At 71.6% G+C, this 21,046-nt stretch carries 18 protein-coding genes; 8 read left to right on the top strand and 10 right to left on the bottom strand.

Features of this window, described 5'->3' with window-relative positions; all coding sequences use genetic code 11:
* Position 1 precedes the first annotated feature (1 nt).
* The 3 genes from ABD332_RS35315 to ABD332_RS35305 all read right to left on the bottom strand — a co-directional run bounded on the left by ABD332_RS35315 (position 2) and on the right by ABD332_RS35305 (position 3,374).
* Positions 2 to 1,522 (bottom strand): sulfatase family protein, encoded by a 1,521-nt coding sequence (locus ABD332_RS35315; protein ID WP_344506969.1) that lies wholly within the window; start codon positions 1,520 to 1,522, stop codon positions 2 to 4.
* Between the two features lie 69 nt (positions 1,523 to 1,591).
* On the bottom strand, positions 1,592 to 2,719 hold the full coding sequence (locus ABD332_RS35310; RefSeq protein ID WP_344506967.1) for a sensor histidine kinase: 1,128 nt from the start codon (positions 2,717 to 2,719) through the stop codon (positions 1,592 to 1,594).
* A gap of 1 nt (position 2,720) precedes the next feature.
* The gene (locus ABD332_RS35305; protein ID WP_344506965.1) at positions 2,721 to 3,374 is read right to left on the bottom strand and encodes a response regulator transcription factor; all 654 of its coding nucleotides are present in this window, start codon (positions 3,372 to 3,374) and stop codon (positions 2,721 to 2,723) included.
* A 120-nt stretch (positions 3,375 to 3,494) separates the two neighbouring features.
* Here ABD332_RS35305 and ABD332_RS35300 point away from each other — a divergent pair, with 120 nt between their 5' ends.
* The 3 genes from ABD332_RS35300 to ABD332_RS35290 are packed head-to-tail and all read left to right on the top strand — an operon-like array spanning position 3,495 to position 5,537.
* On the top strand, positions 3,495 to 4,364 hold the full coding sequence (locus ABD332_RS35300) for an ABC transporter ATP-binding protein (protein WP_344506963.1): 870 nt from the start codon (positions 3,495 to 3,497) through the stop codon (positions 4,362 to 4,364).
* The gene (locus ABD332_RS35295) at positions 4,361 to 5,359 is read left to right on the top strand and encodes a transmembrane transport protein (RefSeq protein WP_344506961.1); all 999 of its coding nucleotides are present in this window, start codon (positions 4,361 to 4,363) and stop codon (positions 5,357 to 5,359) included. Before ABD332_RS35300 ends, ABD332_RS35295 begins: the two co-directional genes overlap by 4 nt.
* Before the next feature lie 34 nt (positions 5,360 to 5,393).
* Complete coding sequence (locus ABD332_RS35290) at positions 5,394 to 5,537, top strand: hypothetical protein (protein WP_344506959.1); 144 nt, start codon at positions 5,394 to 5,396, stop codon at positions 5,535 to 5,537.
* A 48-nt stretch (positions 5,538 to 5,585) separates the two neighbouring features.
* Here ABD332_RS35290 and ABD332_RS35285 read toward each other — a convergent pair whose 3' ends face one another.
* On the bottom strand, positions 5,586 to 7,073 hold the full coding sequence (locus ABD332_RS35285; RefSeq protein WP_344506958.1) for an MFS transporter: 1,488 nt from the start codon (positions 7,071 to 7,073) through the stop codon (positions 5,586 to 5,588).
* 161 nt (positions 7,074 to 7,234) lie between these two features.
* Here ABD332_RS35285 and ABD332_RS35280 point away from each other — a divergent pair, with 161 nt between their 5' ends.
* A complete protein-coding gene (locus ABD332_RS35280; RefSeq protein ID WP_344506956.1) occupies positions 7,235 to 7,651 on the top strand; it encodes a Fur family transcriptional regulator in 417 nt (138 codons plus the stop codon).
* A gap of 35 nt (positions 7,652 to 7,686) precedes the next feature.
* Positions 7,687 to 9,909: a catalase/peroxidase HPI gene (gene katG, locus ABD332_RS35275; protein ID WP_344506954.1), complete on the top strand. Its 2,223-nt coding sequence runs from the start codon at positions 7,687 to 7,689 to the stop codon at positions 9,907 to 9,909.
* A gap of 53 nt (positions 9,910 to 9,962) precedes the next feature.
* Here katG and ABD332_RS35270 read toward each other — a convergent pair whose 3' ends face one another.
* The 3 genes from ABD332_RS35270 to ABD332_RS35260 form a co-directional block, all read right to left on the bottom strand.
* Positions 9,963 to 10,916 carry a hypothetical protein gene (locus tag ABD332_RS35270; RefSeq protein WP_344506953.1) on the bottom strand — a complete coding sequence of 318 codons (954 nt, stop codon included), beginning with the start codon at positions 10,914 to 10,916 and terminating at the stop codon, positions 9,963 to 9,965.
* Between the two features lie 79 nt (positions 10,917 to 10,995).
* Complete coding sequence (locus ABD332_RS35265; protein WP_344506951.1) at positions 10,996 to 12,315, bottom strand: condensation domain-containing protein; 1,320 nt, start codon at positions 12,313 to 12,315, stop codon at positions 10,996 to 10,998.
* A complete protein-coding gene (locus ABD332_RS35260) occupies positions 12,315 to 12,641 on the bottom strand; it encodes a PadR family transcriptional regulator (protein ID WP_344506949.1) in 327 nt (108 codons plus the stop codon). The genes ABD332_RS35265 and ABD332_RS35260 overlap by 1 nt, the downstream gene beginning before the upstream one ends.
* A gap of 197 nt (positions 12,642 to 12,838) precedes the next feature.
* On the opposite strand from ABD332_RS35260, the gene ABD332_RS35255 reads away from it, so the two are divergent.
* Both ABD332_RS35255 and ABD332_RS35250 read left to right on the top strand, forming a co-directional pair.
* Complete coding sequence (locus tag ABD332_RS35255) at positions 12,839 to 15,142, top strand: cellulose binding domain-containing protein (protein ID WP_344506947.1); 2,304 nt, start codon at positions 12,839 to 12,841, stop codon at positions 15,140 to 15,142.
* Positions 15,143 to 15,320: 178 nt separating this feature from the next.
* A complete protein-coding gene (locus ABD332_RS35250) occupies positions 15,321 to 16,121 on the top strand; it encodes a leucine-rich repeat domain-containing protein (RefSeq protein ID WP_344506945.1) in 801 nt (266 codons plus the stop codon).
* 52 nt (positions 16,122 to 16,173) lie between these two features.
* On the opposite strand, the gene ABD332_RS35245 is transcribed toward ABD332_RS35250, so the two are convergent.
* The 3 genes from ABD332_RS35245 to ABD332_RS35235 form a co-directional block, all read right to left on the bottom strand.
* Positions 16,174 to 17,979 (bottom strand): caspase family protein, encoded by a 1,806-nt coding sequence (locus ABD332_RS35245; protein ID WP_344506943.1) that lies wholly within the window; start codon positions 17,977 to 17,979, stop codon positions 16,174 to 16,176.
* A gap of 1 nt (position 17,980) precedes the next feature.
* On the bottom strand, positions 17,981 to 18,148 hold the full coding sequence (locus ABD332_RS35240) for a hypothetical protein (protein WP_344506941.1): 168 nt from the start codon (positions 18,146 to 18,148) through the stop codon (positions 17,981 to 17,983).
* A 134-nt stretch (positions 18,149 to 18,282) separates the two neighbouring features.
* On the bottom strand, positions 18,283 to 19,386 hold the full coding sequence (locus ABD332_RS35235; protein ID WP_344506939.1) for a hypothetical protein: 1,104 nt from the start codon (positions 19,384 to 19,386) through the stop codon (positions 18,283 to 18,285).
* A 363-nt stretch (positions 19,387 to 19,749) separates the two neighbouring features.
* Here ABD332_RS35235 and ABD332_RS35230 point away from each other — a divergent pair, with 363 nt between their 5' ends.
* Positions 19,750 to 20,964: a pectate lyase gene (locus ABD332_RS35230; RefSeq protein ID WP_344506937.1), complete on the top strand. Its 1,215-nt coding sequence runs from the start codon at positions 19,750 to 19,752 to the stop codon at positions 20,962 to 20,964.
* The last annotated feature ends 82 nt before the right edge of the window (positions 20,965 to 21,046 follow it).

Raw genomic sequence — 21,046 nt, 5'->3', positions numbered from 1 at the left:
GTCAGGCGGTCACGTGGCCGGCGGTCCAGCAGGCCTCGTGGGTGTGGCAGTCGCGCAGCCGCTGCAGCGCGGTGTGCAGGGCCGCGCGCCGGGCCGCGGGCAGCTGCGCCGCGACGTTGTTCAGCTGGTACGGGTCGGCGAGCCGGTCGTAGTACTCGCGCTCGCCGTTGGCGTACTCGACGTAGGTGTAGGACGCGGTGCGCAGCGCCTCGTAGGTGGTCGGCCTGCCGTCGCGGGCGGTCTGGGCGTCCGGGTCGTCGGCGGCGGCGTCCGGCCCGTGGTGCTCGATCAGCGACGCGGTGCGCCAGTTCGCCGCCGGCTGGCCCTGCAGCAGCGGGACGATGCTGCGGCCGTTCACGTCCGAGGCGACGGTGCCGCCGGCGAGGCGCTGGAAGGTCGGCGCCAGGTCGATGTTCTGCACGATCTCCGTGCGGGTGCTGCCGGCGGGGACGGCCGGTCCGGCGATGACGAGCGGCACCCGGACGTCGGTGTCGAACGCGGTCTGCTTGCCCTGCGCCAGCCGGTACTCGCCGAGGTGGAACCCGTTGTCGGAGCTGAACACGAAGTACGTGTTGTCCGCGACGCCGCTGTCCTCGAGGGTTGCCCGCAGCTTGGCGATCAGCCGGTCCACGGCCTGGACCGACTGCGCGCGCTTGCGGAAGTCCGTGTCGATCTTCGTCTTCTCGGCCGCGGTCAGCGGGTCCTGGCCGGCCAGCCAGGTGGGCGCCCCGGCGGGCAGCGCGTCGAACGCCGGGGTCCGCGGCGCCGTGAGCCCCGGGAACGCGTCGAGGTCCTGGGGTGCGGGGGTGAACGGCGCGTGCGGCGCGAACGTCGAGACCTCCAGCACGAACGGGGTGTTGGCGGCCGCGTTGCGCTGGATGAAGGAGCTGCCCTTGCGGGCGAGGACGTTGGTCAGGTAATCCGCGGGGGTGGAGCCGTAGTGCACGACGGCATGGTTCTCGTTGAGGTCGTAGTTGTACTCGGCGTAGCCGTTGCCGGCGACGTCCCACTCGGACCAGCCCGGCGGCACGTACGGCAGCGCGCCGCCCTGTGTGTCGGCGGGCAGGTAGCCGTTGAGGTACTTGCCCATCATGGCGGTCGCGTAGCCCTGTGCCCGCAGTGCGGTGGCGTAGGTGCGTTCCTCGTTGCCGCGGCCCTTGAAGACGCCGAATCCGCCGTCGGCGCCGCCGTTGGTGAAGACGCCGGTGTCGTGCGGGAACTTGCCGGTGAAGATCGACGAGCGGGAGGGGCAGCACAGCGAGTCGGTCACCGTGTAGTTGGTGAACGTGACGCCGTCGCGTTGCAGCCGCTGTACCTGCGGCAGGAACTGAACCAGGTTCCACGCCAGGTCGTCGGTGAGGACGAAGACGATGTTGGGCGGCGGGGCGGCCTCGGCGGCCTCGGCGGTGCGGCCCGCGGAGGCGACCGCGGCAGAGGCGGCGGCCGCGAGCAACGCGGCCGCGGCGGCGATCAGAAGCCGTGGACGTCTGGGAAAGAAGCGCATGACGCCATCGTCATGCATGTCTATTAATCCTACCTGCAAAATAGTGTTCGAGTTCTGTAAAGGTTCATAGACGTCGATTCGGAACAGTCAGGTGCGGAACGACGGGAAGGTCACCTCGACGACGAGGCCGCCGCCCGGGCGCGGGTGGGCCTTCAGGGTGGCGGCGTGCGCGGTGGCGATGGCGCGCACGATGGACAGGCCGAGGCCGTGGTGGCCGTCGTCGGCGGTGCGCTGCATGCGCTGGAACGGCTCGAAGAGCCGGTCGACCTGATCCGGCGGGACGACCGGGCCGGTGTTGGCGATCGCGAAGCTCACCCGGCCGACGAGCGCCCGGACCGCGACCTCGACCCGGCCGCCCGGCGCGTTGTAGTGGATCGCGTTGTCGCAGAGGTTCACGACGAGCCGGGCGACGAGCAGCGGGTCGCCGTAGATGCGGGCGGGCTCCAGCGACGGCACCGCCCGCAGGCCGGCGCGGTCGAGGTCGCCGGACCGCTCGGCGAGCGCCTCGGTGACGATCGCGGCCAGGTCGAAGGGCTCGTCGCGTGGCTGGTCGTGCTCGCTGCTGGACAGGGTGAGCAGCGACTCGAGCAGGCGCGCACGGCCGGCGCTGATCTTCATCAGCCGCTGGAAGTTGGCCCGGAACGCCTCGACGTCGGCGTCGGGGTCGATGAGCGGCTCCTCCAGCAGCGCGTGCTCGACGGTCAGCGGGGTGCGCAGCTCGTGCGCGGCGTTGGCGACGAACCGCTTGTGCGCGTCCAGCGACGTCTCCAGCCGGCCGAGCAGGCCGTCGACGGTGTCCGCGAGATCCTTGAGCTCGTCGCGGGGGCCGGTGACGGCGAGGCGCTCGTGGACGTTGCGCTCGGAGATGTGCTGCAGCCGCTCCGCCATCGTGCGCACCGGGCGCAGCAGCCGCCCGGCGATCAGCCAGCCGAACGCCAGCGACAGCGCCGTCATGATGGCCAGGGCGACGGCGGGCACGGTGAGCAGCGAGCTCTGCTCGTGCACCGGGCCGAGGATGTCCGGCCGCGCCAGCGGGCCCTGCCCCGGCACCGGCGGCGGAGCCGGCGCCTTCTGCGGCAGGAAGCCCCGGACGTCGCCGTCGAGGCCCTGGGCGATGCTGTACATGATGACCAGCAGCACCGCGCCGGACACGACGGCGACCAGGCAGATGACCAGGGTGAGGCGCCAGCGGAGGCGGTTCGGGCCGTTGCGCATCTCAGATCCGGTATCCGGCCCGGGGCACGGTCTCGATCAGCGGCGGGTCGCCGAGCTTCGCGCGCAGCCGGTTCATCGTCGCCTTCACCGTGGTCGTGAACGGGTCGGCCGCCTCGTCCCACACGCGGTCGAGGAGCTCCTCGGCCGACACGACCCGGCCGCGGCAGGTGAGCAGGTACTCGAGCACCGCGAACTCCTTGGGGCTCAGCGTCAGCCGCTCGCCGGCCCGCGCCGCGACGCGCTGCGCCGGGTCGAGCCGCAGGTCGCCGTGCGTCAGCACGGGCGGCGTCGCCGGACGTGACCGCCGGCTGACCGCCCGGACGCGGGCGACCAGCTCCGCGTAGGCGAACGGCTTCGGCAGGTAGTCGTCGGCGCCGAGCCCGAGCCCCTCGACCCGCTCGGCGATCGTGCCCGAGGCGGTCAGCATCAGTACCCGGGCGGGGGAGCCCTGCGCGACGAGCGTGCGGCACACCTGGTCGCCGTGCACCCCCGGCAGGTCACGGTCCAGGACCACCACGTCGTAGTCGACCACCGACGTACGCTCCAGCGCGGCGCCGCCGTCATAGGCGACGTCGACCGCCATGCCCTCGCGCCGCAGCACCCGCGCCACCGAGTCGGCCAGCTCCGGTTGGTCCTCCACCACCAGCACCCGCATCGGCAGAAGGTTAGCCGCGGCGCGGTCACAGCCCGGTCACAGCCGCGCGGACCGTCCCGTGACCGTCCGGCGCCTAGAACTTGACCTCGACACGATCCCATCGAGGACTAGGAGCCGGCGATGACAGCGGTCATCGAAACCCAGGCACTCGGCAAGCGCTACGGGCACGTTACGGCGCTCACCGACTGCACCCTCAGCATCCCGGAAGGGCGCGTCGTCGGGCTGGTCGGCCCGAACGGCGCCGGCAAGTCGACCCTCCTCGGGCTGGTCTGCGGGCTGATCGCACCGAGCGCCGGCAGCATCGCCGTGCTCGGCAACCCGCCCGCCGCCAGCGCGGCGCAGCTGGCCCGGGTCGGGTTCGTCGCGCAGGACGCCCCGATCTACGGCAGCCTCACCGTCGCCGACCACCTGCGCCTCGGCGCCCGCCTGAACCCGCGCTGGGACGCCGCCCTCGCCGAACGCCGAATCCGGCAGCGCAACCTCGACCCTCGGCAGAAGGCCGGGCGGCTCTCCGGCGGGCAGCGGGCACAGCTCGCCCTGACCATCGCCGCCGCGAAACGCGCCGACCTGCTCATCCTCGACGAGCCCGTCGCCGCGCTCGACCCGCTGGCCCGACGCGCGTTCCTGCAGGACCTGCTCGACTTCGTCGGCGAGCTCGGCGTCAGCGTCGTGCTCTCCTCACACCTGCTCGGCGACCTGGAGCGGGTCTGCGACCACCTCATCGTGCTCGCCTCGGCGCGCGTCCAGCTCAGCGGCGACGTCGCCCAGCTGCTCGGCGAGCACCAGCGGCTCACCGGCACGCTGCCCGGGTTCGACCGGCTGCCCGCCGGCACCGAGATCATCCATGCCGAGCAGAACACGATGGTCGTCCGCACAACCACCCCGATCGACGGCGCAGACCGCGTCGACCTCGAGGACCTCGTCCTCGCCTACCTCACCCGCGCCGCCGGCTTCGACGGCGCCCCGATGCTCGCGGAGGCGCAACGATGACCTGGGTTACGTGGCGGCAGTTCCGCGTGCAGGCGGTCGTGACCGCGGCCGCCCTCGCCGCCCTCACCGTCTACCTGCTGGTGCTCGGGTTCAGCATTCGCGCCGCGTACGACGCCGACATCGCCGCCTGCACCCCTGCCACGTGCAGCACGGCGGTCGAGCACTTCACCAACACGTACGACGCCCAGGTCGGCCTCGTCGGCGCGCTGCTGCTGGCGATCCCCGCCCTCGTCGGCATCTTCTGGGGCGCCCCGCTGGTCGCCCGGGAGCTGGAGGAGAAGACCGACAAGCTGGTCTGGAACCAGAGCGTCACCCGGACCCGCTGGCTCGCGGTCAAGCTCGGCCTCCTCGGCGCCGTGGCCGTGCTCGCCAGCGGCCTGCTCAGCCTCCTGCTCACGTGGAGCGCCAGCCGCTACGACCAGGTGACCGGCGACCGCTTCGCCGCGCTCAACTTCGCCGCCCGCAACGTCGTGCCCGTCGGCTACGCCCTCTTCGCGTTCACCCTCGGCGCCGTCACCGGCCTGGTCGTGCGCCGCACCCTGCCGGCGATGGCGATCACCCTGGCCGTGTTCGCGCTGGTACAGGTCGCGGTGCCCAACGGCGTCCGCCAGCACATCATGCCGCCGGTCACCGAGACGGTGACGGTGGACGCGGCGGTCATGGAGCGCATCAACGGCCTCGGCATCAGGGGCTCCGAGGGCGCGTTCCTCACCGGGTACAGCGCGCCCGGCGTGTGGTCGCTCAGCGAGGAGATGAAGCTGTTCAAGCCCGATGGGTCGCCGTACCTCGAGGCCGATGCCGTGCCCTGCATGGCCGCCGGCAGCTTCGCGAAGGCCAAGGCCTGCACGGCGAGCCAGAACCTGCACTTCTCCTACGTCTACCAGCCGGGCTCCCGGTACTGGCCCTTCCAATGGATCGAGCTGTCCGCCTACCTGGTCCTGACCCTGCTGCTGAGCGCCCTCGGCTTCCTGTGGATCCGCCGGCGCCGCACCTGACGCCTTCCGGACAGGCGGCGCACGTGGATTGCAGGTGGGTTGCAACGACGGCTTCGAGGACGTGCACACCCCCGTCGAGGTCGCCTACGTCACCGGCGCCGCCGGCATCCTCGCCGCCCTCCTCGCCGCCTTCATCGTCCTTCGCATCACCACCTGGCAGGACAACGCCCGGCCCTGACACCGTCGTGTTCGAGCTCGACCAGGAGCAACCGACGGGCCGGGTTGGTCAGTGTGGTTGTTCCGGGGCTGGGGACTGGGTCGGGGACGGCGACGGGGACGGGGCTGGGGTGCGGGGGAGCAGCACGGACACCAGGAGGCCGCCGACCGCGATCACGAGCAGGACCACCAGCGACGCCGCGTACGGGTGGGCGCCGGGGTGAGCGGCGGACACGATCACCGAGCCGGCCAGGGCGGTGCCCAGGGACGAGCCGAGGTTGGACACGGAGCGGGACATGCCGGAGATGTCGCTCTGGTCGTGGTCGGGGAACGAGGACTGCACCAGGTTGACGGACGCGGTGAGCATGGTGCCGAGGCCCAGGCCGGCGAGCAGCAGGCCCGGGACGGTGCGCCAGATGCCGGTGCCGGCGGCGACCAGGGCGAGCAGGGTGGCCATGCCGGCGACGGTGAGGACGAAGCCGGCGATGATCAGGGTGCGCTGGGTGCGGTTGCGGGCGAAGCGCTCGGCGGCCGCCGACGAGGCCAGGATGCCGGCGGTCGCTGGGGTGAGCACCAGGCCGGTCATGACGGCGTTGTAGCCGAGGGCGTCCTGCAGGTACACGGCGGTGACGAAGAACGTGCCCTGCATGACCAGCCACTGCACCGCCTGCGTGCCCAGGCCGAGGTTGGCGGCGCGGTCGCGGAACAGGCGCAGGTGCAGCAGCGGCTCGCGGCCGCGGCGCTCGGCGCGGTGCAGGTGCCAGGCGAACGAGGCGAGCGTCAGCGCCCCGAGGGTGAGCGTCGGCCAGACGGGTGAGATGCCGCCCTCGTCGATGACGACCCGGCCGGCGACGACGACGTCCGAGCGTGCGGCGCCCCAGCCGTACGTGGTGGACAGCAGCACGCCGAGCACCACGAGCAGCAGGCCGGCGGCGGACAGCAGCGCGCCCGTCACGTCGAAGGACGGCGCCGGGCCGGTGCGGGCGGGGGCGGGCAGCCGGCGGATCAGCACGATGATCCACGCGATGACGATGACCTGCAGCAGGAACGACGCCCGCCAGCTGAACAGGCTGGTGATGAGGCCGCCGATGAGCGGGCCGGTCGCGGCGCCGAGCGCGCCGGCGCCGCTGACGACGCCGAAGTACCGCGCCCGGGTCGCGAGGTCCGGGGCCATGACGGTGACGAGGATGTAGATCGGCGGGATCATCAGCGCCGAGCCGACGCCCTCCAGCAGCGCGTTGCCGAGGATCATGACGCCGAGTCCGGGGGCGAGCGCGGCGAGGAGGGCGCCGGTGCCGTACAGCAGCAGCCCGGCGACCAGGCAGCGCTTGCGGCCCCACACGTCGGTGAGCTTGCTGCCCGGGATCATCAGGGCGGCCATGGTGAGCGTGAACAGCGTGATGCTCGCCTGGACGCCGAACACCGTGGTGTCCAGATCGCGGGCCATCGGTGCGATGGCGACGTTCATCGCGGTGCCGGCGTAGCTGCAGATGAACTGGGCCAGGGCGAGGGGCAGGATCATTGCCCGTGCGACGTCCGCGGACGGGGGGTTCGGCACCTGTCGATCGTCGGGTGTGCGGGGGCCGGCCGCGCCATCCGCGCGGGATGACCGGACGGCGCGTCCGCGGGGTCCGCGGCGTCTCATCCGGCAGGATGAAGTGCAGGGACACTCCCGGTGAAAACTTGAACTGTTCCAGACTAGTGGTCTATGTTGATCGTGTGACGTTCGACTTCGAGGCGCAGTTGCGGGCGGCCTCGTTGCGGGTGACGAAGCCGCGGCTGGCGGTCCTCGCCGCCCTGCACGAGCACCGGCACGTCGACACGGACACGGTGATCACCCTCGTGCGCGCCGAACATCCCATGGTCTCCCACCAGGCGGTCTACGATGTTCTGCGGGCGCTCACCGACGCCGGTCTGGTGCGGCGCATCGAGCCGGCCGGCAGCATCGCCCGCTACGAGTCCCGGGTGGCGGACAACCACCACCACGTCGTGTGCCGTTCGTGTGGCGCGATCGCCGATGTCGACTGCGCCGCCGGCCACGTTCCTTGTCTCACCGCCTCGGACGACCACGGCTACGTGGTCGACGAGGCGGAAGTCGTGTATTGGGGCACCTGCCCCGACTGCGCTTCGAAATGATTCGGTCCGTTCGGACGAAAGACGGAAGGAAGACCATGAGCGACACCCAGGCCACGGCAGGCGGCTGCCCAGTCGCGCACGGCAGCGAGAGCGAGAACCCGGCGATCGACTCGCCGACCCCGAAGACCGGTGGACGTCCGCGCACCAACCGCGACTGGTGGCCCAACCAGCTCGACCTTTCCGTGCTGCACGCCCACTCGTCCAAGGGCAACCCGCTCGGGGCGGACTTCGAGTACGCCAAGGAGTTCCAGAAGCTCGACGTCGAGGCCCTCAAGCGCGACATCACCGAGGTGCTGACCACGTCGCAGGACTGGTGGCCGGCCGACTTCGGGCACTACGGCGGCCTCATGATCCGGATGAGCTGGCACGCCGCCGGCACGTACCGGATCCACGACGGCCGCGGCGGCGCCGGCGACGGCGGGCAGCGCTTCGCCCCGCTCAACAGCTGGCCCGACAACGCCAACCTCGACAAGGCCCGCCGGCTGCTGTGGCCGGTGAAGGCCAAGTACGGCCAGAAGATCTCGTGGGCCGACCTGCTCGTGCTCGCCGGCAACGTGGCCCTGGAGTCGATGGGCTTCAAGACCTTCGGCTTCGGCTTCGGCCGCGCGGACGTCTGGGAGCCCGAGGAGATCTTCTGGGGCCCCGAGGACACCTGGCTCGGCGACGAGCGCTACGTCGGTGAGGCCGAGATGGCCTCCGAGGTCGGCGCGGCCGAGATGGGCCTCATCTACGTCAACCCGCAGGGTCCCCGCGGCAACGCCGACCCGCTCAACGCGGCGTACTTCATCCGGGAGACGTTCGCCCGGATGGCCATGAACGACGAGGAGACCGTCGCCCTCATCGCCGGCGGCCACACCTTCGGCAAGGCGCACGGCGCCGGCGACGCCGACGAGCACGTGGGCCCGGAGCCCGAGGGTGCCCCGCTGGAGTCGCAGGGCCTCGGCTGGCTGAGCACCCACGGCAGCGGCAAGGCCGGTGACACGATCACCAGCGGCCTCGAGGTCACCTGGACCGACAAGCCCACCGAGTGGAGCAACCGCTTCTTCGAGATCCTGTTCGGCTACGAGTGGGAGCTCACCACGAGCCCCGCCGGCGCCAAGCAGTGGGTCGCCAAGGACGCCGAGGCGATCATCCCGGACGCGCACGACCCGTCCAAGAAGCACAAGCCCACGATGCTCACCACCGACCTCTCGCTGCGGGTGGATCCGGTGTACGAGAAGATCTCCCGCCGCTTCCTCGAGAACCCCGAGGAGTTCGCGCTCGCGTTCGCCAAGGCCTGGTACAAGCTGCTGCACCGCGACATGGGTCCGGTCAGCCGCTTCCTCGGCCCGTGGGTCGCCGAGCCGCAGCTGTGGCAGGACCCGGTCCCGGCCGCCTCGGGCCAGCTCGTCGGCGACGCCGACGTCGCCGCGCTCAAGGCGAAGGTCCTGGACTCCGGCCTCAGCGTCGCGCAGCTGGTCTCCACCGCGTGGGCGTCGGCGGCGAGCTTCCGCTCCACCGACAAGCGCGGGGGCGCCAACGGCGCCCGCATCCGCCTGGAGCCGCAGCGCAGCTGGGAGGTCAACCAGCCGGCGCAGCTCGCCGAGGTCCTCGGCAAGCTCGAGGGCATCCAGCAGGAGTTCAACGCCGCGGGCGGCGCGCAGATCTCTCTCGCCGACCTCATCGTGCTGGCCGGCTCGGCCGCGGTGGAGAAGGCGGCGAGCGACGCGGGCGTAGAGGTGACCGTGCCGTTCCGGGCGGGCCGCACCGACGCGAGCCAGGAGGAGACCGACGTCGAGTCGTTCCGCGTCCTGGAGCCCCGCGCCGACGGCTTCCGCAACTACCTGCGCCCCGGCGAGAAGACCCAGCCGGAGATCCTGCTCGTCGACCGCGCGTACATGCTGGACCTCACCGCACCCGAGATGACCGTCCTCGTCGGCGGCCTGCGGGCGCTGGGCAACAACGTCGGCGGCGCCGCGCACGGCGTCCTCACCGACCGCCCCGGCGTGCTCACCAACGACTACTTCGCCAACCTGCTGTCCCCGGGCACCAAGTGGAAGGCGTCGGAGTCGCAGGAGCACGTCTACGAGATCCAGGACGTGTCGACCGGCGACGTGAAGTGGACCGCCACCGCGGTCGACCTCATCTTCGGCTCCAACTCGCAGCTGCGCGCCCTCGCCGAGGTCTACGCCAGCGCCGACGCCCGCGACAAGTTCGTGACCGACTTCGTCGCGGCCTGGACGAAGGTCATGGAGCTGGACCGCTTCGACCTGTCCTGATCCTGTACTGAACCCTTGTCGGGCCCGGTCGCCGCGTGCGGCCGGGCCCGGCTTCACGGCTGGGGATCGTCTCCGTCTACCGGTGACGCCGCGTCGTCCGGTTGTGCAGCTTGTTCAGTGCCGGCCCGGCGGAGCGGGGCGCCGTCGGTGGTGGCGAGCCGGTGGGCGAAGATGCCGCCGCCGGCCGTGACGGCGAGGATCAGCGGCACGGAGTACATCGGGCCGGGGAACATGCCGACGTCCTGCAGGGTCGCGGCGATGCCCGCGTTGAGGCCGCCCAGCGCCGCGATCGCCGCCACGACCGGCAGCCCCCGCCAGGCCCGCCGGCGAGCCGTCGGCACCAGGCCGAACAGGAGGATGACCGCGGCCGTGCCGGCACCGGCCAGCAGCGGCAGGCCGGTGAGCGACGGGGCGGCGAGCGACGGTGGCGGCTCGTAGTAGCAGCAGCCCTCGCCGGAGTCGGGCGAGCCGAGCCGGTGCCACGCGCCCCGCACGTCCCGGTAGAGCAGCCCGTCCCGCCCGTCGGCGACGAAGACCACGTGCCCGCCCGGCACGGCGTGCACGACCAGCGACCGCGACGACAGGTGCTGGGCCGGGTCGCCGAGTCGCGGATACTTCGCGCCGAGTCTGGTGTACGCCTCGCCGCTCACCTCCCATACCGTGCCGAACGTGGTGCCGCCGTCGGTGCTCTGCTCGACCCGCAGCGCGTCACCCGGCACCCGGTAGCAGAGGTCCTGCTGGCATTGCCGGGCCTGTGGCGTGCCGGCGGCGACCTCGCCCTCGATCCACTCGACGGCCTCGCCGGAGTCGTCGACCCGCCACGCGGTCGTGCGCTCGTGCCGCAGCACGTGGACCACCACGGTGCCCGGCGCCGAGTCCAGGACCGCGGTCACCTCGCCGAGCTCGTCCGCGTGCTGTCCGGCGGTCCCGGACGTGCACGACCACAGCAGCCCCGACAGCAGCACGCCGCCGAGCAGGACGACCAGCACTTGCCCCCGTCTGTTCATCTGCCCAGAATCCCAGCGATCGACAACGCTCAGGCCACACCCCAGCCACGATCGCGCGCACCAACGATGCCGACGCGAGCTAGACGGCGGCGGCGACGGCGATGGTCTGCATGGCGCGGACCCAGGACTCCGCGAGGGCCGGGGCGAGGTGGTGGGTGTCGAAGACGATCCGCACCAGCAGGGCGTCCACGGTGTCCTCGACGTTCACCATGAGCGGCTCGTGCGGGTCGTCGCGGGCGACCGGCCAGTCGAAGCGGGTCGCGGCCAGCGCGGACGCCATCTGCGGCAGGGTCACCGCGGAGGGCGGTGCGGAGCGGTCGCCGGTGCGGCGGTCGTTGAAGAGCACCGACAGGTCGATGGCGGTGCCGCGCTCCCGCTCCACGCCGGCGACGGTGGCGGCGAGCTGCAGGGGGTCGAAGCTGGCGTACTTGTAGGTCGACAGGACCGCGCCACGGACCCGGTCCAGCAGCGTAGGGAACGCGGCGCCGAGCGCGTCGACGACGAGCAGGCCGGCCTGGTTGACGGGGCACACCACGTCGGCGAGGCCGGGCCAGAAGCGGTTGCCGACGATCGGGCGGATCACGACCGGGTCGACGCCGGTGACGCGGGCGGTCGCCGCCGCGAACACCGCCAGGAGCACGGTCGCCGAGTCCACGCCGTGCCGGTCAGCGAGGGTGCCCAGCGCCAGCCGGAGCGCGGGGGAGTGCAGCAGTCCCTCGCGGTAGCGCGGCTCGCACCTGTCGGCGGACTCCGGCACGGTACGGGCGGGCACGGTCAGCAGGGTCCGCCGCCAGTACCGTAGCGCCGCCTCGTTCTGCCGGCGGCCGGACGGGGAGCGCTGCCGCCGCACCTGCTCGAGGGGCTGCATGCCGGCGACCGGGGCGGGCTCCCGCCGGGTCACCTCGTCCATCATGACGGCCCCGCCGAGCGCGTCGGTGACGAGGTGCGTGACAACGGAGACCTGGTGGGTGAGCGCGCCACGGTGCCGCACGACGCCGACCCGCAGCGGCCAGTCCTTGACGTAGTCGTAGTCCCAGGCCCGGAACCAGTCGAAGACGGCGCCGGCGAACTCCAGCGGGTCCGCGTCGTCGGGCGCGTCGAAGACCTCGATCGTGAAGGACCCGGACGCCGACACCTCCTGCCGCACCGCCCCGTCGGGCAGGAAGCGCAGCCGGGTGCGCATCGTCTGGTACCGCCCGATCGTGTACCGCAGGTCGTCCACGATGTCGTCGAGCGTGGTGCCGGGGCGCAGGGTGCTCGGCCCGCCGATCGGGATCCAGCTGCGCTGCCGCTGCATCGCCAGCCAGATCTCCTGCTGCCCCCACGACAGCTCGTCTTCGCCGGCCCCCTCGCCGGCGAAGTCGAACCGGACCAGCTCCGCCGCCACGAGCTCGGTCATCACGCGCTCACCGCCAGGCGGGCCCGCAGCCGGCGGTCGGCCGCGGCGGCGTTGCGGTGCAGGCGGTCGGTCTCGGCGCTGAGCAGGTCGAGACCCGGCGTGGTGAGCCGGTAGTAGCGCCGCAGCCGCGAGGCGACGACCTCCTCGTGGTCCACCTCGATGAGCCCGTCGCCGCGGAGCCGGTCGAGGATGCCGTACAGGGTGCCGGGCTGCAGGCGGACCCGGTCCTCGGAGATGCGTCGCACGTCCTCCAGGACGCCGTACCCGTGCTGCGGCTCGCCCGCCAGCGCGGCCAGGATCAGGAACGTCGGTTCACGCAGCGGCATGACCGGCAACACCTTTCAGCGGGAACGGGGGAGCTGCCCGACGCTAACACCGTCGATGCGTGCGCGGCCGATACAAAAACCGATACAGCGCGCGGCCGTATCGCGGCCCGTAGCGCCGGCCGTATCGCCGGTTCACCTCGCGGTACAAACGCCGCCGCTGAACCAATAGATGCACATCCACATACTGGAGGCATCGCATGCACGTGGGAACCGGAAAGCGTCGAGCACTCGTGGCGGTGGCCGGGCTGGTCGCCGCCCTCCTGCCCGCCGCGGCCGCGCACGCCGCACCGTCCACCTTCACCCCCGCCGCCACGTACAACGGCGGCGGCACCCGCTACCTCAGCACCCAGGTCACCGCCCCCGAGGGCCAGTACCAGGTGGCGACGAACCTGTGGAACCCGGCCGTCAGCGGCGGGTTCACGATGAACTACGACACCGCCACCACCGGGTTCTCGGTCACCAACTACACCGCCAACTCGTACTTCGGCACCGACCCGAACACCGGTCCGGCCTGCACCAACGGGACCGACCCGCTCGACCCGAACTGCGACTGGGCCGGCACCGGCGACCCGTGGGTCAACCCCAACTCCGGCGTGCGCGACCAGTACGCCACGACCGGCGGCACCGCGCCGTTCGTGGCGCAGCAGCCGCCGAACGACGGCGTCAACCACACCACCGGCACCGCCAACGAGTTCAGCCACCAGATCCACGCGCCGGCCGCGTACCCGAGCATCATCTCCGGCTGCCACTGGGGCACCTGCTCGCCGTCGGGCACGACCCCGGCCGGTGCGCCGTTCCCGAAGCAGACCGCCGGCGTGGCCCGGATGGACTCGGTCTGGAACATCACTGTCCCGGCGACCCCCGGCGGTAACGAGGCCTGGGACGCGTCCTACGACATCTGGTTCGACTCCAACTGCCGCCCGCAGCCGAGCACCTGCGCGACGCAGGGCAGCACGCTGCCGACGAACCCGCAGCTGCTGAACAACCCGGGCCAGAACGACGGCGCCGAGATCATGATCTGGGTGAACAACCAGGGCTACGTGAACGCCCAGCCCGGCGACGCGCAGAACCCGACGGCGTACGCCGCCCACGCCGGCAAGATCCAGCCGGCCGGCATGCCGCTCCTCGTCGACGTGAAGATCCCCGGCATCCGCACCACGGTGAACGGCGTCGCGACCGACACCACGTTCGACGTGTGGGGCGGCCGCGTCCGCAGCTTCGACAACGGCGTGCGGTGGAACGTCATCTCGTTCGTCGCCCGTACCAAAGGCACCGGACTCGTCGGTGACCCGGCCGTGCCCGGCACCGTCCCGGCCAACGGCGGCTTCGACAGCCACATCTTCACCAAGTACGCCGCGAGCCTCGACGACATGGGCATCTACTGCTCCACCGACCCCGGCTCGCCGATCACCCCCGAGCAGACGATCTGCCTGGAGCCGAAGTGGTGGGTCACCTCGGTGCAGGCCGGCTTCGAGATCTGGAACCTGCCGCAGACCTCGACGCTCGCCACGACCAAGTTCAGCGTGAACCCGGTCGCGGTCAGCGGCGGCATCAACACCGGCGGCCGGGCCACGCCGGACGGCACGCCGCTCGTGCACTGGGACGACGTGTTCACCATCAACGCGACCGGCTGCACCCCGGCCACGAGCGCCACGTGGACGATCGTCGGGCGCAACTACAACACGACCCCGCCGACGGAAGGGTTCCGGCTCAACGGCACCCTCACCCACGTCGGGTCCGGCAACTACACGGCGACCGGCGTCGGCCCGCTGCGCAACCCGGCCGCCGGCTACGTCCTGCACGACGAGGCGCAGGTCATCATCACGATCGTGTGCAACGGCGTCACGTTCACCAGCACCGGCAACCTCTTCATCGACCCGAGCGGGAAGGTGTCCAACACGGCCGGTTCGCCGATCAGCGGGGCGACGGTGACGCTGTACCGCTCGGCGACGCAGACCGGCACGTACACCGCCGTCCCCAACGGCAGCACCACGATCATGTCGCCGCGCAACCGGGCGAACCCGTCGCTCACCAACGGCTACGGCTTCTACCGGTGGGACGTCTCGCCCGGCTGGTACAAGGTGCGGGTGACGAAGGCGGGGTGCACCGCGCCCGGCAGTTCGCAGACGTTCGTGGAGTCGCCCGCCAAGCAGGTGTCGGCGAACCTGCCGCCGGTGACGAACCTGGACCTGACGATGTACTGCGGTGAGCAGTCCACGCTGCCCGCCACCGTCGTCGTCCGTCCGCCCGGCGTCCGCCCGGTCAGCCAGGGCGGCTACTGCGCCGACGTGTACGTCACCAACAACACCGGCGCGGCGAAGGAATGGTTCGCGACCTTCGCGATCCCGGCCGGCCAGCACATCAGCCAGACCTGGAACATGGTCCTGACCCAGCAGGGCGCGACCGCCGTCAACGCCCACGCCGACCCCGCCAACCCCTGGAACAAGTTCCTCCAACCCGGCCAGACGACGAACGACGTCGGCTTCTGCACCGGCCCGTAAGGCAAGCGCGGGCCCGTCCCTCACCCCGAGGCGCGGGCCCGCCCCGCCCGCCGCTCGCCAGGATCGCGCTGGTACGACAAGCTCCACGTCCCCTCCGACGACCAGCCGCATCCGACGGCCACCTGAACGCGCCCCCAGCCGCCGGCCAGGACGCCGGTGCCATCGATATGCTCCCCTGATGGGCGCAGACGAGGTCATGCCGCACGTGTTCCCCAACCGGTTCGCGGACGCGGTCGGACCCGCTGGGGGTGGGCCCGACCGGGACAGGTGCTTGTGCACCGGTTACCCCGACGAGACGCAGCCGGCGACCGTCTCCTTCCACGGGGATCGGCAGGACACCTCGGCGGCCGGCTGGCGGCATCTGTTGGCGCTGATCGATGAGGCGGCGGCGGACGGGCGGACGGTGTTCAAACCGTTCGTGGAGCTGAGCGCTCCCGAGCGGCGGCAGATCGTCACGCTGCCGCCGGCGATCGCGAAGCTGACCGCGGTCAAACATCTGGTGCTGTACGGCACGAACCTGGTGCGCATCCCACCGGAGATCGGGGCCATGACGAGTCTTGAGATGTTCGAGCCCTACACGTCGCACCGATTGCACTGGTACCCGTACGAGCTGACCAGATGCGCGAAGCTTGCCGACAGCACGGTGAGCACGCGGGCCCTGTACGGCAACTTCAAGTACCGGTCGCCGTTTCCGGCGCTGCGGCCGCTGACCGGCGCCGGGGATGTGGACCTCGCAGTGCTCGACCCGGGTGTGTGGGGTGCCGACGCGGTGCGGATCTGCAGCGTCTGCGACGGGCCGGTCGACCGTGAGCTGCGCCAGGTCTGGATCTCTCGCTGGGTCGGCACCGACGTGCTGCCGTTGCTGGTCAATGCCTGCTCTGCGAGGTGTGTGGCGGCGCTGCCGGAGCCGCACAGCGGCTACGTCTCGACCCCGCACACCGGCGGCCCCGACGTCGTGCAGCCCGCCGCCGAGTGGTGAGGTGACGTCCGCGAATCGCTGACCCGGCGAGCTTGGCTGACGGATGTGTCGTTCAGGGGCGGGTGCGGTCCGGGCGGTGGTCGCGGACGTCGAGCGTGCGCATGTTGGGGCGCCAGCTGTCGCCGCCGAACTGTTCCAGGGCGGCCATCAGGCGGCGGGCGCTCCACACCGACAGGGCGAGGTTGCGGACCACGATGCTGCTGTCTCGGGCCGTCATCAGCCACGGTGAGTGGACCTGGCTGTCGGGCGCCAGCCGGTCGGCGATGTACAGGATCCGCCGGCCCGGCAGGCGGGTGCGCCACGGCAGCACGGCCACGTATCGCATGCCCGCCCACGGGTACTTGGTGGTGCGGAACGGGCCGGCGATCTCGATGCCGTCGGCGCCGACGCCGATGGTGCGCCAGGGTTTTTCGAACACCAGGCGGGCGAACAGCACCGCGACGGCCACGGTCACCAGCACGGCGGTGAACCAGTCGACCGTGGCGGCCAGCAGCGCCCCCACCGCGATCGTGAACAGGCGGCCGCCGAGCCGGTCCACCGGCGCCGGGAACCGCTTGACCCGGTCGTCGATCTCGTCGACGGTCAGCACCTTCCGGCCGGCGGCGGCGCTCAACGCGTGCGCGACCTGCGCGGCCGGGGCGTCCACGTCGTTGAGCGAGCACAACGTGTCCCACGCCTTGACCGTGGTCGATTTCGACGTCGTCGGCCGGTCGTCCTTGCCCGTGGTGATGGTGCTCGACGTGGTTGTGGTCTCGGTCGTCTCCGTCCGGATCTCCACGTCGTACCGCGGGAACAACAGCAGCGAGCGGGACCTCCGCAGGCGGACGCCGAGGATCTCGTCCCAGCTGTGCTGACGGTCCCAGAGCAGGCTGCGGTGGGCGATGCCGTTCGGCGTGATGCGCAGCTGCGTGGTGATCCAGAACAGTCGGTAGAGCGCGACGAGAACCCCGATCATGGCGATGACCAGCCCGGCGATGCCGGTGTCGCGATCACCTTCGGACAGCGCCACGGCACACGCGAACGTCAACGTCACCGTCCAGGCGACCTGCCGCATCCGCTCCCGGATCAGCTCGGCCGGCGCCCGGAACGTCGTGCCCCCGCTGGCGAGCTGGTCGGGCTCGACGGTTCCCTCGTAGCGGGCGTTGCGGAACAGTCCGACCCGGTCGATGGCGCCGCTCTGGTTGATCCGCGGCTGTCCGAGCACCGCGCGGAGGTGCTGGAACACGGCGGTGATGGTCAGCGTCGGCTCGCCGTTGTCGAGGCCCTGGCGGACGGCGCGGATCAGCGCCCCGGTGAAGAGCGTGAACCGGCCCTCGACGTCGACCGGGTTGGCGTGGAAGTTGGCGTCACCGGACGACAGGATGGCCACCCCGTCGGCCTCCTGCAGGTCGGACTCGTTGTCGCCGTCGCCCATCAGCGGCAGCGCCGCGCCGCTGTAGCAGCAGTCGAGGATCAGGATCCGGTACCGCGCCCGGCTCTCCAGGATCAGGCTCCGGATGTGTTGCACGTCGATCGCCGTCGCCGGCAGGTCGTCGGGATCGGTGTCACCGACCTGGAGGTAGAGACCCCGCAGCCGGGGGTCGCGCTGACCGTGCCCCGAGAAGTAGACGACCAGGACGTCCTGCGCCTCGTCCGCGGCCCTGCGCACCGGGCCGGTCACGTCCCCTGGCCGTTGCGGGTTGATCAGCACCTGGCAGTTGCCGGTCTTGAGACCGCCGAGGGCAGGCGCGGTGAACGCCTCCGCCAGTGCCGCGACACCGGCCGAGACGGTTGGCAGGTCACTGATGTCGGGATGCGCGTAATGCGCGTTGCCGACCAGGACCACCCGGCTGTCGTCCGGGCTCGCGAGGCGCGCCATCTCAGCCCGCCGCGCCGGCAGGCCGCTGGTCGTCCGTTCCGTCGCGCCGGTCGAACTCGCGGAGCGCGTCGACGGCACGGTCGATGTCGGCGGGCGTGACACCGGGACCGCTGATCTTCACCGCGTCGCCGGAGTGGTGGGTCAGCTCCAGCGTGGTGACCTCGCGCACCCGGGACAGGTACAGGCAGAATACGTTCCGCTTGCGCGGGTGGCCCTTGGCGCGAGTGAGAAATAGGCGATTGTGCGTAGTGCCGGAGACGAAGGCGGGGTGCACCGCGCCGCCCGAGCGTGCCGAGGGCGAGGTTACGCGTGGGGGCTCAGCATGGTGAACAGGACGAGGAACGCCGCTGCTGCCAGGGCGGCGGACAACAGCAGGAGGAACCAGGCTCGGCTCCGGCGGGCCGGTGCAGCGGGGATCGCACCGGGCGTGCCGCCGCCGGCTTCTGGTGCCGGGCGGGACTGCGGCTGCGTGGTTACCAGTGCGGGATCCGCCGCCGGCCCGGGGCCTGCGGTCCGGACAGCGAGGTAGGCCGGCGCGGGCACCGAACTGCCGAAGCGCAGGCGGGCGGTGGCGGCGGCAGCGGCCCACCCGATGGTCGAGGTCACCAGCGGCAGCGCCACAAGGTAGAACACGGCCTGGTTGCCGAGGTCGTCGGCGACGATCTGGGCGGTCGTCCATCCGTCGCTGGGATCGTGCCCGGTGGCGCCGACGACCGCGACCGCGAGGACCCCGTACAGGTAGACGGCCAGGGCGGCGGTGACGGTGGCCAGGCGTGCGGCGCGCCGGCCGACAGCGGCGCCGCCGCCCCACAGCGTGGCGCCCGCGCCGACCAGGACGGGCGTCAGGACGATCAACCACGGGTGGTGCGGGATCGGTTTGAGCCACTCCTCGAACGTGAACCCACCGACCGCCAGCCAGGCCGCGGTGACGAGCAGGGCGCCGACCAGCCCGGGGCCGGCCACACCCGGGCGGCGAAGCAACACGCCCCCGCCGAGGACGTAGCCGACCAGGAGCAGCAGCAGGATCAACGCCCCGGCCCAGGTCCAGCCGTCGGTGTGCAGCCGGTAGTGCACGTGTGTGGCGACGTACAGCCCGCCGGCGCCGGCCGCGGCGGCCGTCATGGCCGCGAGGGCCGCGGCCGCGGGCCCCCAGGGCGGCACGACCACCGCGGCGGCGACGCAGCCGAGGGCGAAGCGCCAGCGCCGGGCCCGCCCGTCGAGGCGGTCCAGTTCGCCGATCATCGCCTGCCCCCACTCCTGCCGCTGCTCGGCCAGCAGGCCGACCGCCCAGCCCAGCAGTCGGGCCGGCGGGTCCCCGCCCGTCCGGCCGTCCGGAGCGACCAGGAAGCGGCGCCGGACCAGGGCCACGGCGACACCCACCACGAAGACGAACAGGATCGGACTCATGACGCCCCGCTCTGACGCAGGCAGGGACGCGGCGCGCCCCGGACGGCCCCGGCGACCGTGCGGCCGCCGGCGCGCGGGACGCTGACCGCATGCGCGGACAGGGCTCGCACGGCCACGAACTCTACTCAGGCAGCGGTGAGCTGCAAGACTGCTAGGGATGATCGCCGGCGAAGGTACGGACCCGCTTGTCGGTGTGCCAGTCGGTCGGGGGTCGGGACCCTGGAATTTTCACGGTTGGTCACACCGATAAACGGGTGAAACCGGACATCCGATTGCCTCGACATCGACTCGTCTCTACGTTCCCAGGAAAGCGCTTTCCCGACCTGATCGGGGAGCGGTCCACTCTCGGAAGGTGAGACACGGATGAGACGACCAGTCGCCGTACGGTGGCTAGCTGCGGGAGCCGCCGCGGTCGCAGCCGCCGGTGTCACGCTGACGCTGCAGATGCCCCAAGCCGCGGCAGCCGACAACCTGAGCCTCAGCGCCGGCGCCGACGGCTCCAGTAAGGCCGACGGCACCAGCTACGGCAATGTCAAGGACGGCAACACGAGCACCTACTGGTCGCCGAGCGGGTCGACCGGTTACGTCTCGATCAAGTGGGGCAGCGCGACGACGGTGTCGTCGGCGGTCATCCGGCAGGCCTCGGGCGGCGGCTCCATCGGCGCCTGGCGGGTCCTGAACTACGACACGAGCGCCGTCCTGGCCAGCGGCAGCGGCAGCCCGAGCACCATCAACTTCTCGTCGGTGTCGCTGAAGAAGCTCACCTTCGAGATCACCAGCGCGTCCGGCACGCCGCGGATCGCCGAGTTCGAGACGTACGCCAGTGGCGGCTCGAACCCGACGCCGACCTCGACCGGCGGCGGCAACCCGACGCCGACCCCGACCTCGACCGGTGGCGGCAACCCGACCACGTCGTGGCCGGTGTCGCAGGGCAACGTGAAGATCTCCGGCACGGTCAATGTCTCCGGCACGTTCGACGGCGGCATGAAGACCTACTGCTGCATCGGTGACGGTGGCCAGTCGGAGAGCCAGGACCCGATGTTCAAGATCGCCAACGGTGGCACCCTGCAGAACGTGATCCTGGGTTCGCCCGCCGGTGACGGTGTGCACTGCGAAGGCACCTGCACGCTCAGGAACGTGTGGTGGAACGACATCGGTGAGGACGCCGCCACGTTCAAGGGCACCGGCGGCGGCACCTCGTACGTGATCGGCGGCGGCGCCCGGTCGGGCTCCGACAAGACGTTCCAGCACAACGGCAACGGCACCGTGAGCATCAGTGGCTTCTACCTCAAGGGCACCGGCAAGCTGTACCGGGCGTGCGGGAACTGCTCCAGCTCGTACCAGCGGCACGTGCGGATCGACAACGTGATCGTCGACGACGTGGACATGGTCGCCGGCATCAACTCCAACTGGGGCGACACCGCGACGATCACGCGGGTCACGGTCTACAACGGCTCCAGCACCACGGTGTGCGGCAAGTACAAGGGCGTCAGCAAGGGCTCCGAGCCGACCTACCTCGGCGAGGGCTGGAACGACGCCAACTGCAAGGTGAACAAGAGCGACATCACCTACAAGTGACCTGACCGGCCCAGGGGCGCCCACCGGACCCAGGGGGCGCCCCTTCGCCGTCGACGGCCGGTCAGGCGTCGGTCTTCGTGAG

Origin of the sequence: Dactylosporangium maewongense, assembly GCF_039531485.1 — a bacterium.
Classification (GTDB): Bacteria; Actinomycetota; Actinomycetes; order Mycobacteriales; family Micromonosporaceae; genus Dactylosporangium; species Dactylosporangium maewongense.
This window is presented reverse-complemented; position numbering and strand designations above follow the sequence as displayed.

What these genes read in the sequence shown, in the direction of transcription:
- ABD332_RS35315 (WP_344506969.1), bottom strand. Translation starts at nt 1,522, where the DNA reads ATGCATGACGATGGCGTCATGCGCTTCTTTCCCAGACGTCCACGGCTT.
- ABD332_RS35310 (WP_344506967.1), bottom strand. Translation starts at nt 2,719, where the DNA reads ATGCGCAACGGCCCGAACCGCCTCCGCTGGCGCCTCACCCTGGTCATC.
- ABD332_RS35305 (WP_344506965.1), bottom strand. Translation starts at nt 3,374, where the DNA reads ATGCGGGTGCTGGTGGTGGAGGACCAACCGGAGCTGGCCGACTCGGTG.
- ABD332_RS35300 (WP_344506963.1), top strand. Translation starts at nt 3,495, where the DNA reads ATGACAGCGGTCATCGAAACCCAGGCACTCGGCAAGCGCTACGGGCAC.
- ABD332_RS35295 (WP_344506961.1), top strand. Translation starts at nt 4,361, where the DNA reads ATGACCTGGGTTACGTGGCGGCAGTTCCGCGTGCAGGCGGTCGTGACC.
- katG (WP_344506954.1), top strand. Translation starts at nt 7,687, where the DNA reads ATGAGCGACACCCAGGCCACGGCAGGCGGCTGCCCAGTCGCGCACGGC.
- ABD332_RS35270 (WP_344506953.1), bottom strand. Translation starts at nt 10,916, where the DNA reads ATGAACAGACGGGGGCAAGTGCTGGTCGTCCTGCTCGGCGGCGTGCTG.
- ABD332_RS35265 (WP_344506951.1), bottom strand. Translation starts at nt 12,315, where the DNA reads ATGACCGAGCTCGTGGCGGCGGAGCTGGTCCGGTTCGACTTCGCCGGC.
- ABD332_RS35260 (WP_344506949.1), bottom strand. Translation starts at nt 12,641, where the DNA reads ATGCCGCTGCGTGAACCGACGTTCCTGATCCTGGCCGCGCTGGCGGGC.
- ABD332_RS35255 (WP_344506947.1), top strand. Translation starts at nt 12,839, where the DNA reads ATGCACGTGGGAACCGGAAAGCGTCGAGCACTCGTGGCGGTGGCCGGG.
- ABD332_RS35250 (WP_344506945.1), top strand. Translation starts at nt 15,321, where the DNA reads ATGGGCGCAGACGAGGTCATGCCGCACGTGTTCCCCAACCGGTTCGCG.
- ABD332_RS35245 (WP_344506943.1), bottom strand. Translation starts at nt 17,979, where the DNA reads ATGGCGCGCCTCGCGAGCCCGGACGACAGCCGGGTGGTCCTGGTCGGC.
- ABD332_RS35235 (WP_344506939.1), bottom strand. Translation starts at nt 19,386, where the DNA reads ATGAGTCCGATCCTGTTCGTCTTCGTGGTGGGTGTCGCCGTGGCCCTG.
- ABD332_RS35230 (WP_344506937.1), top strand. Translation starts at nt 19,750, where the DNA reads ATGAGACGACCAGTCGCCGTACGGTGGCTAGCTGCGGGAGCCGCCGCG.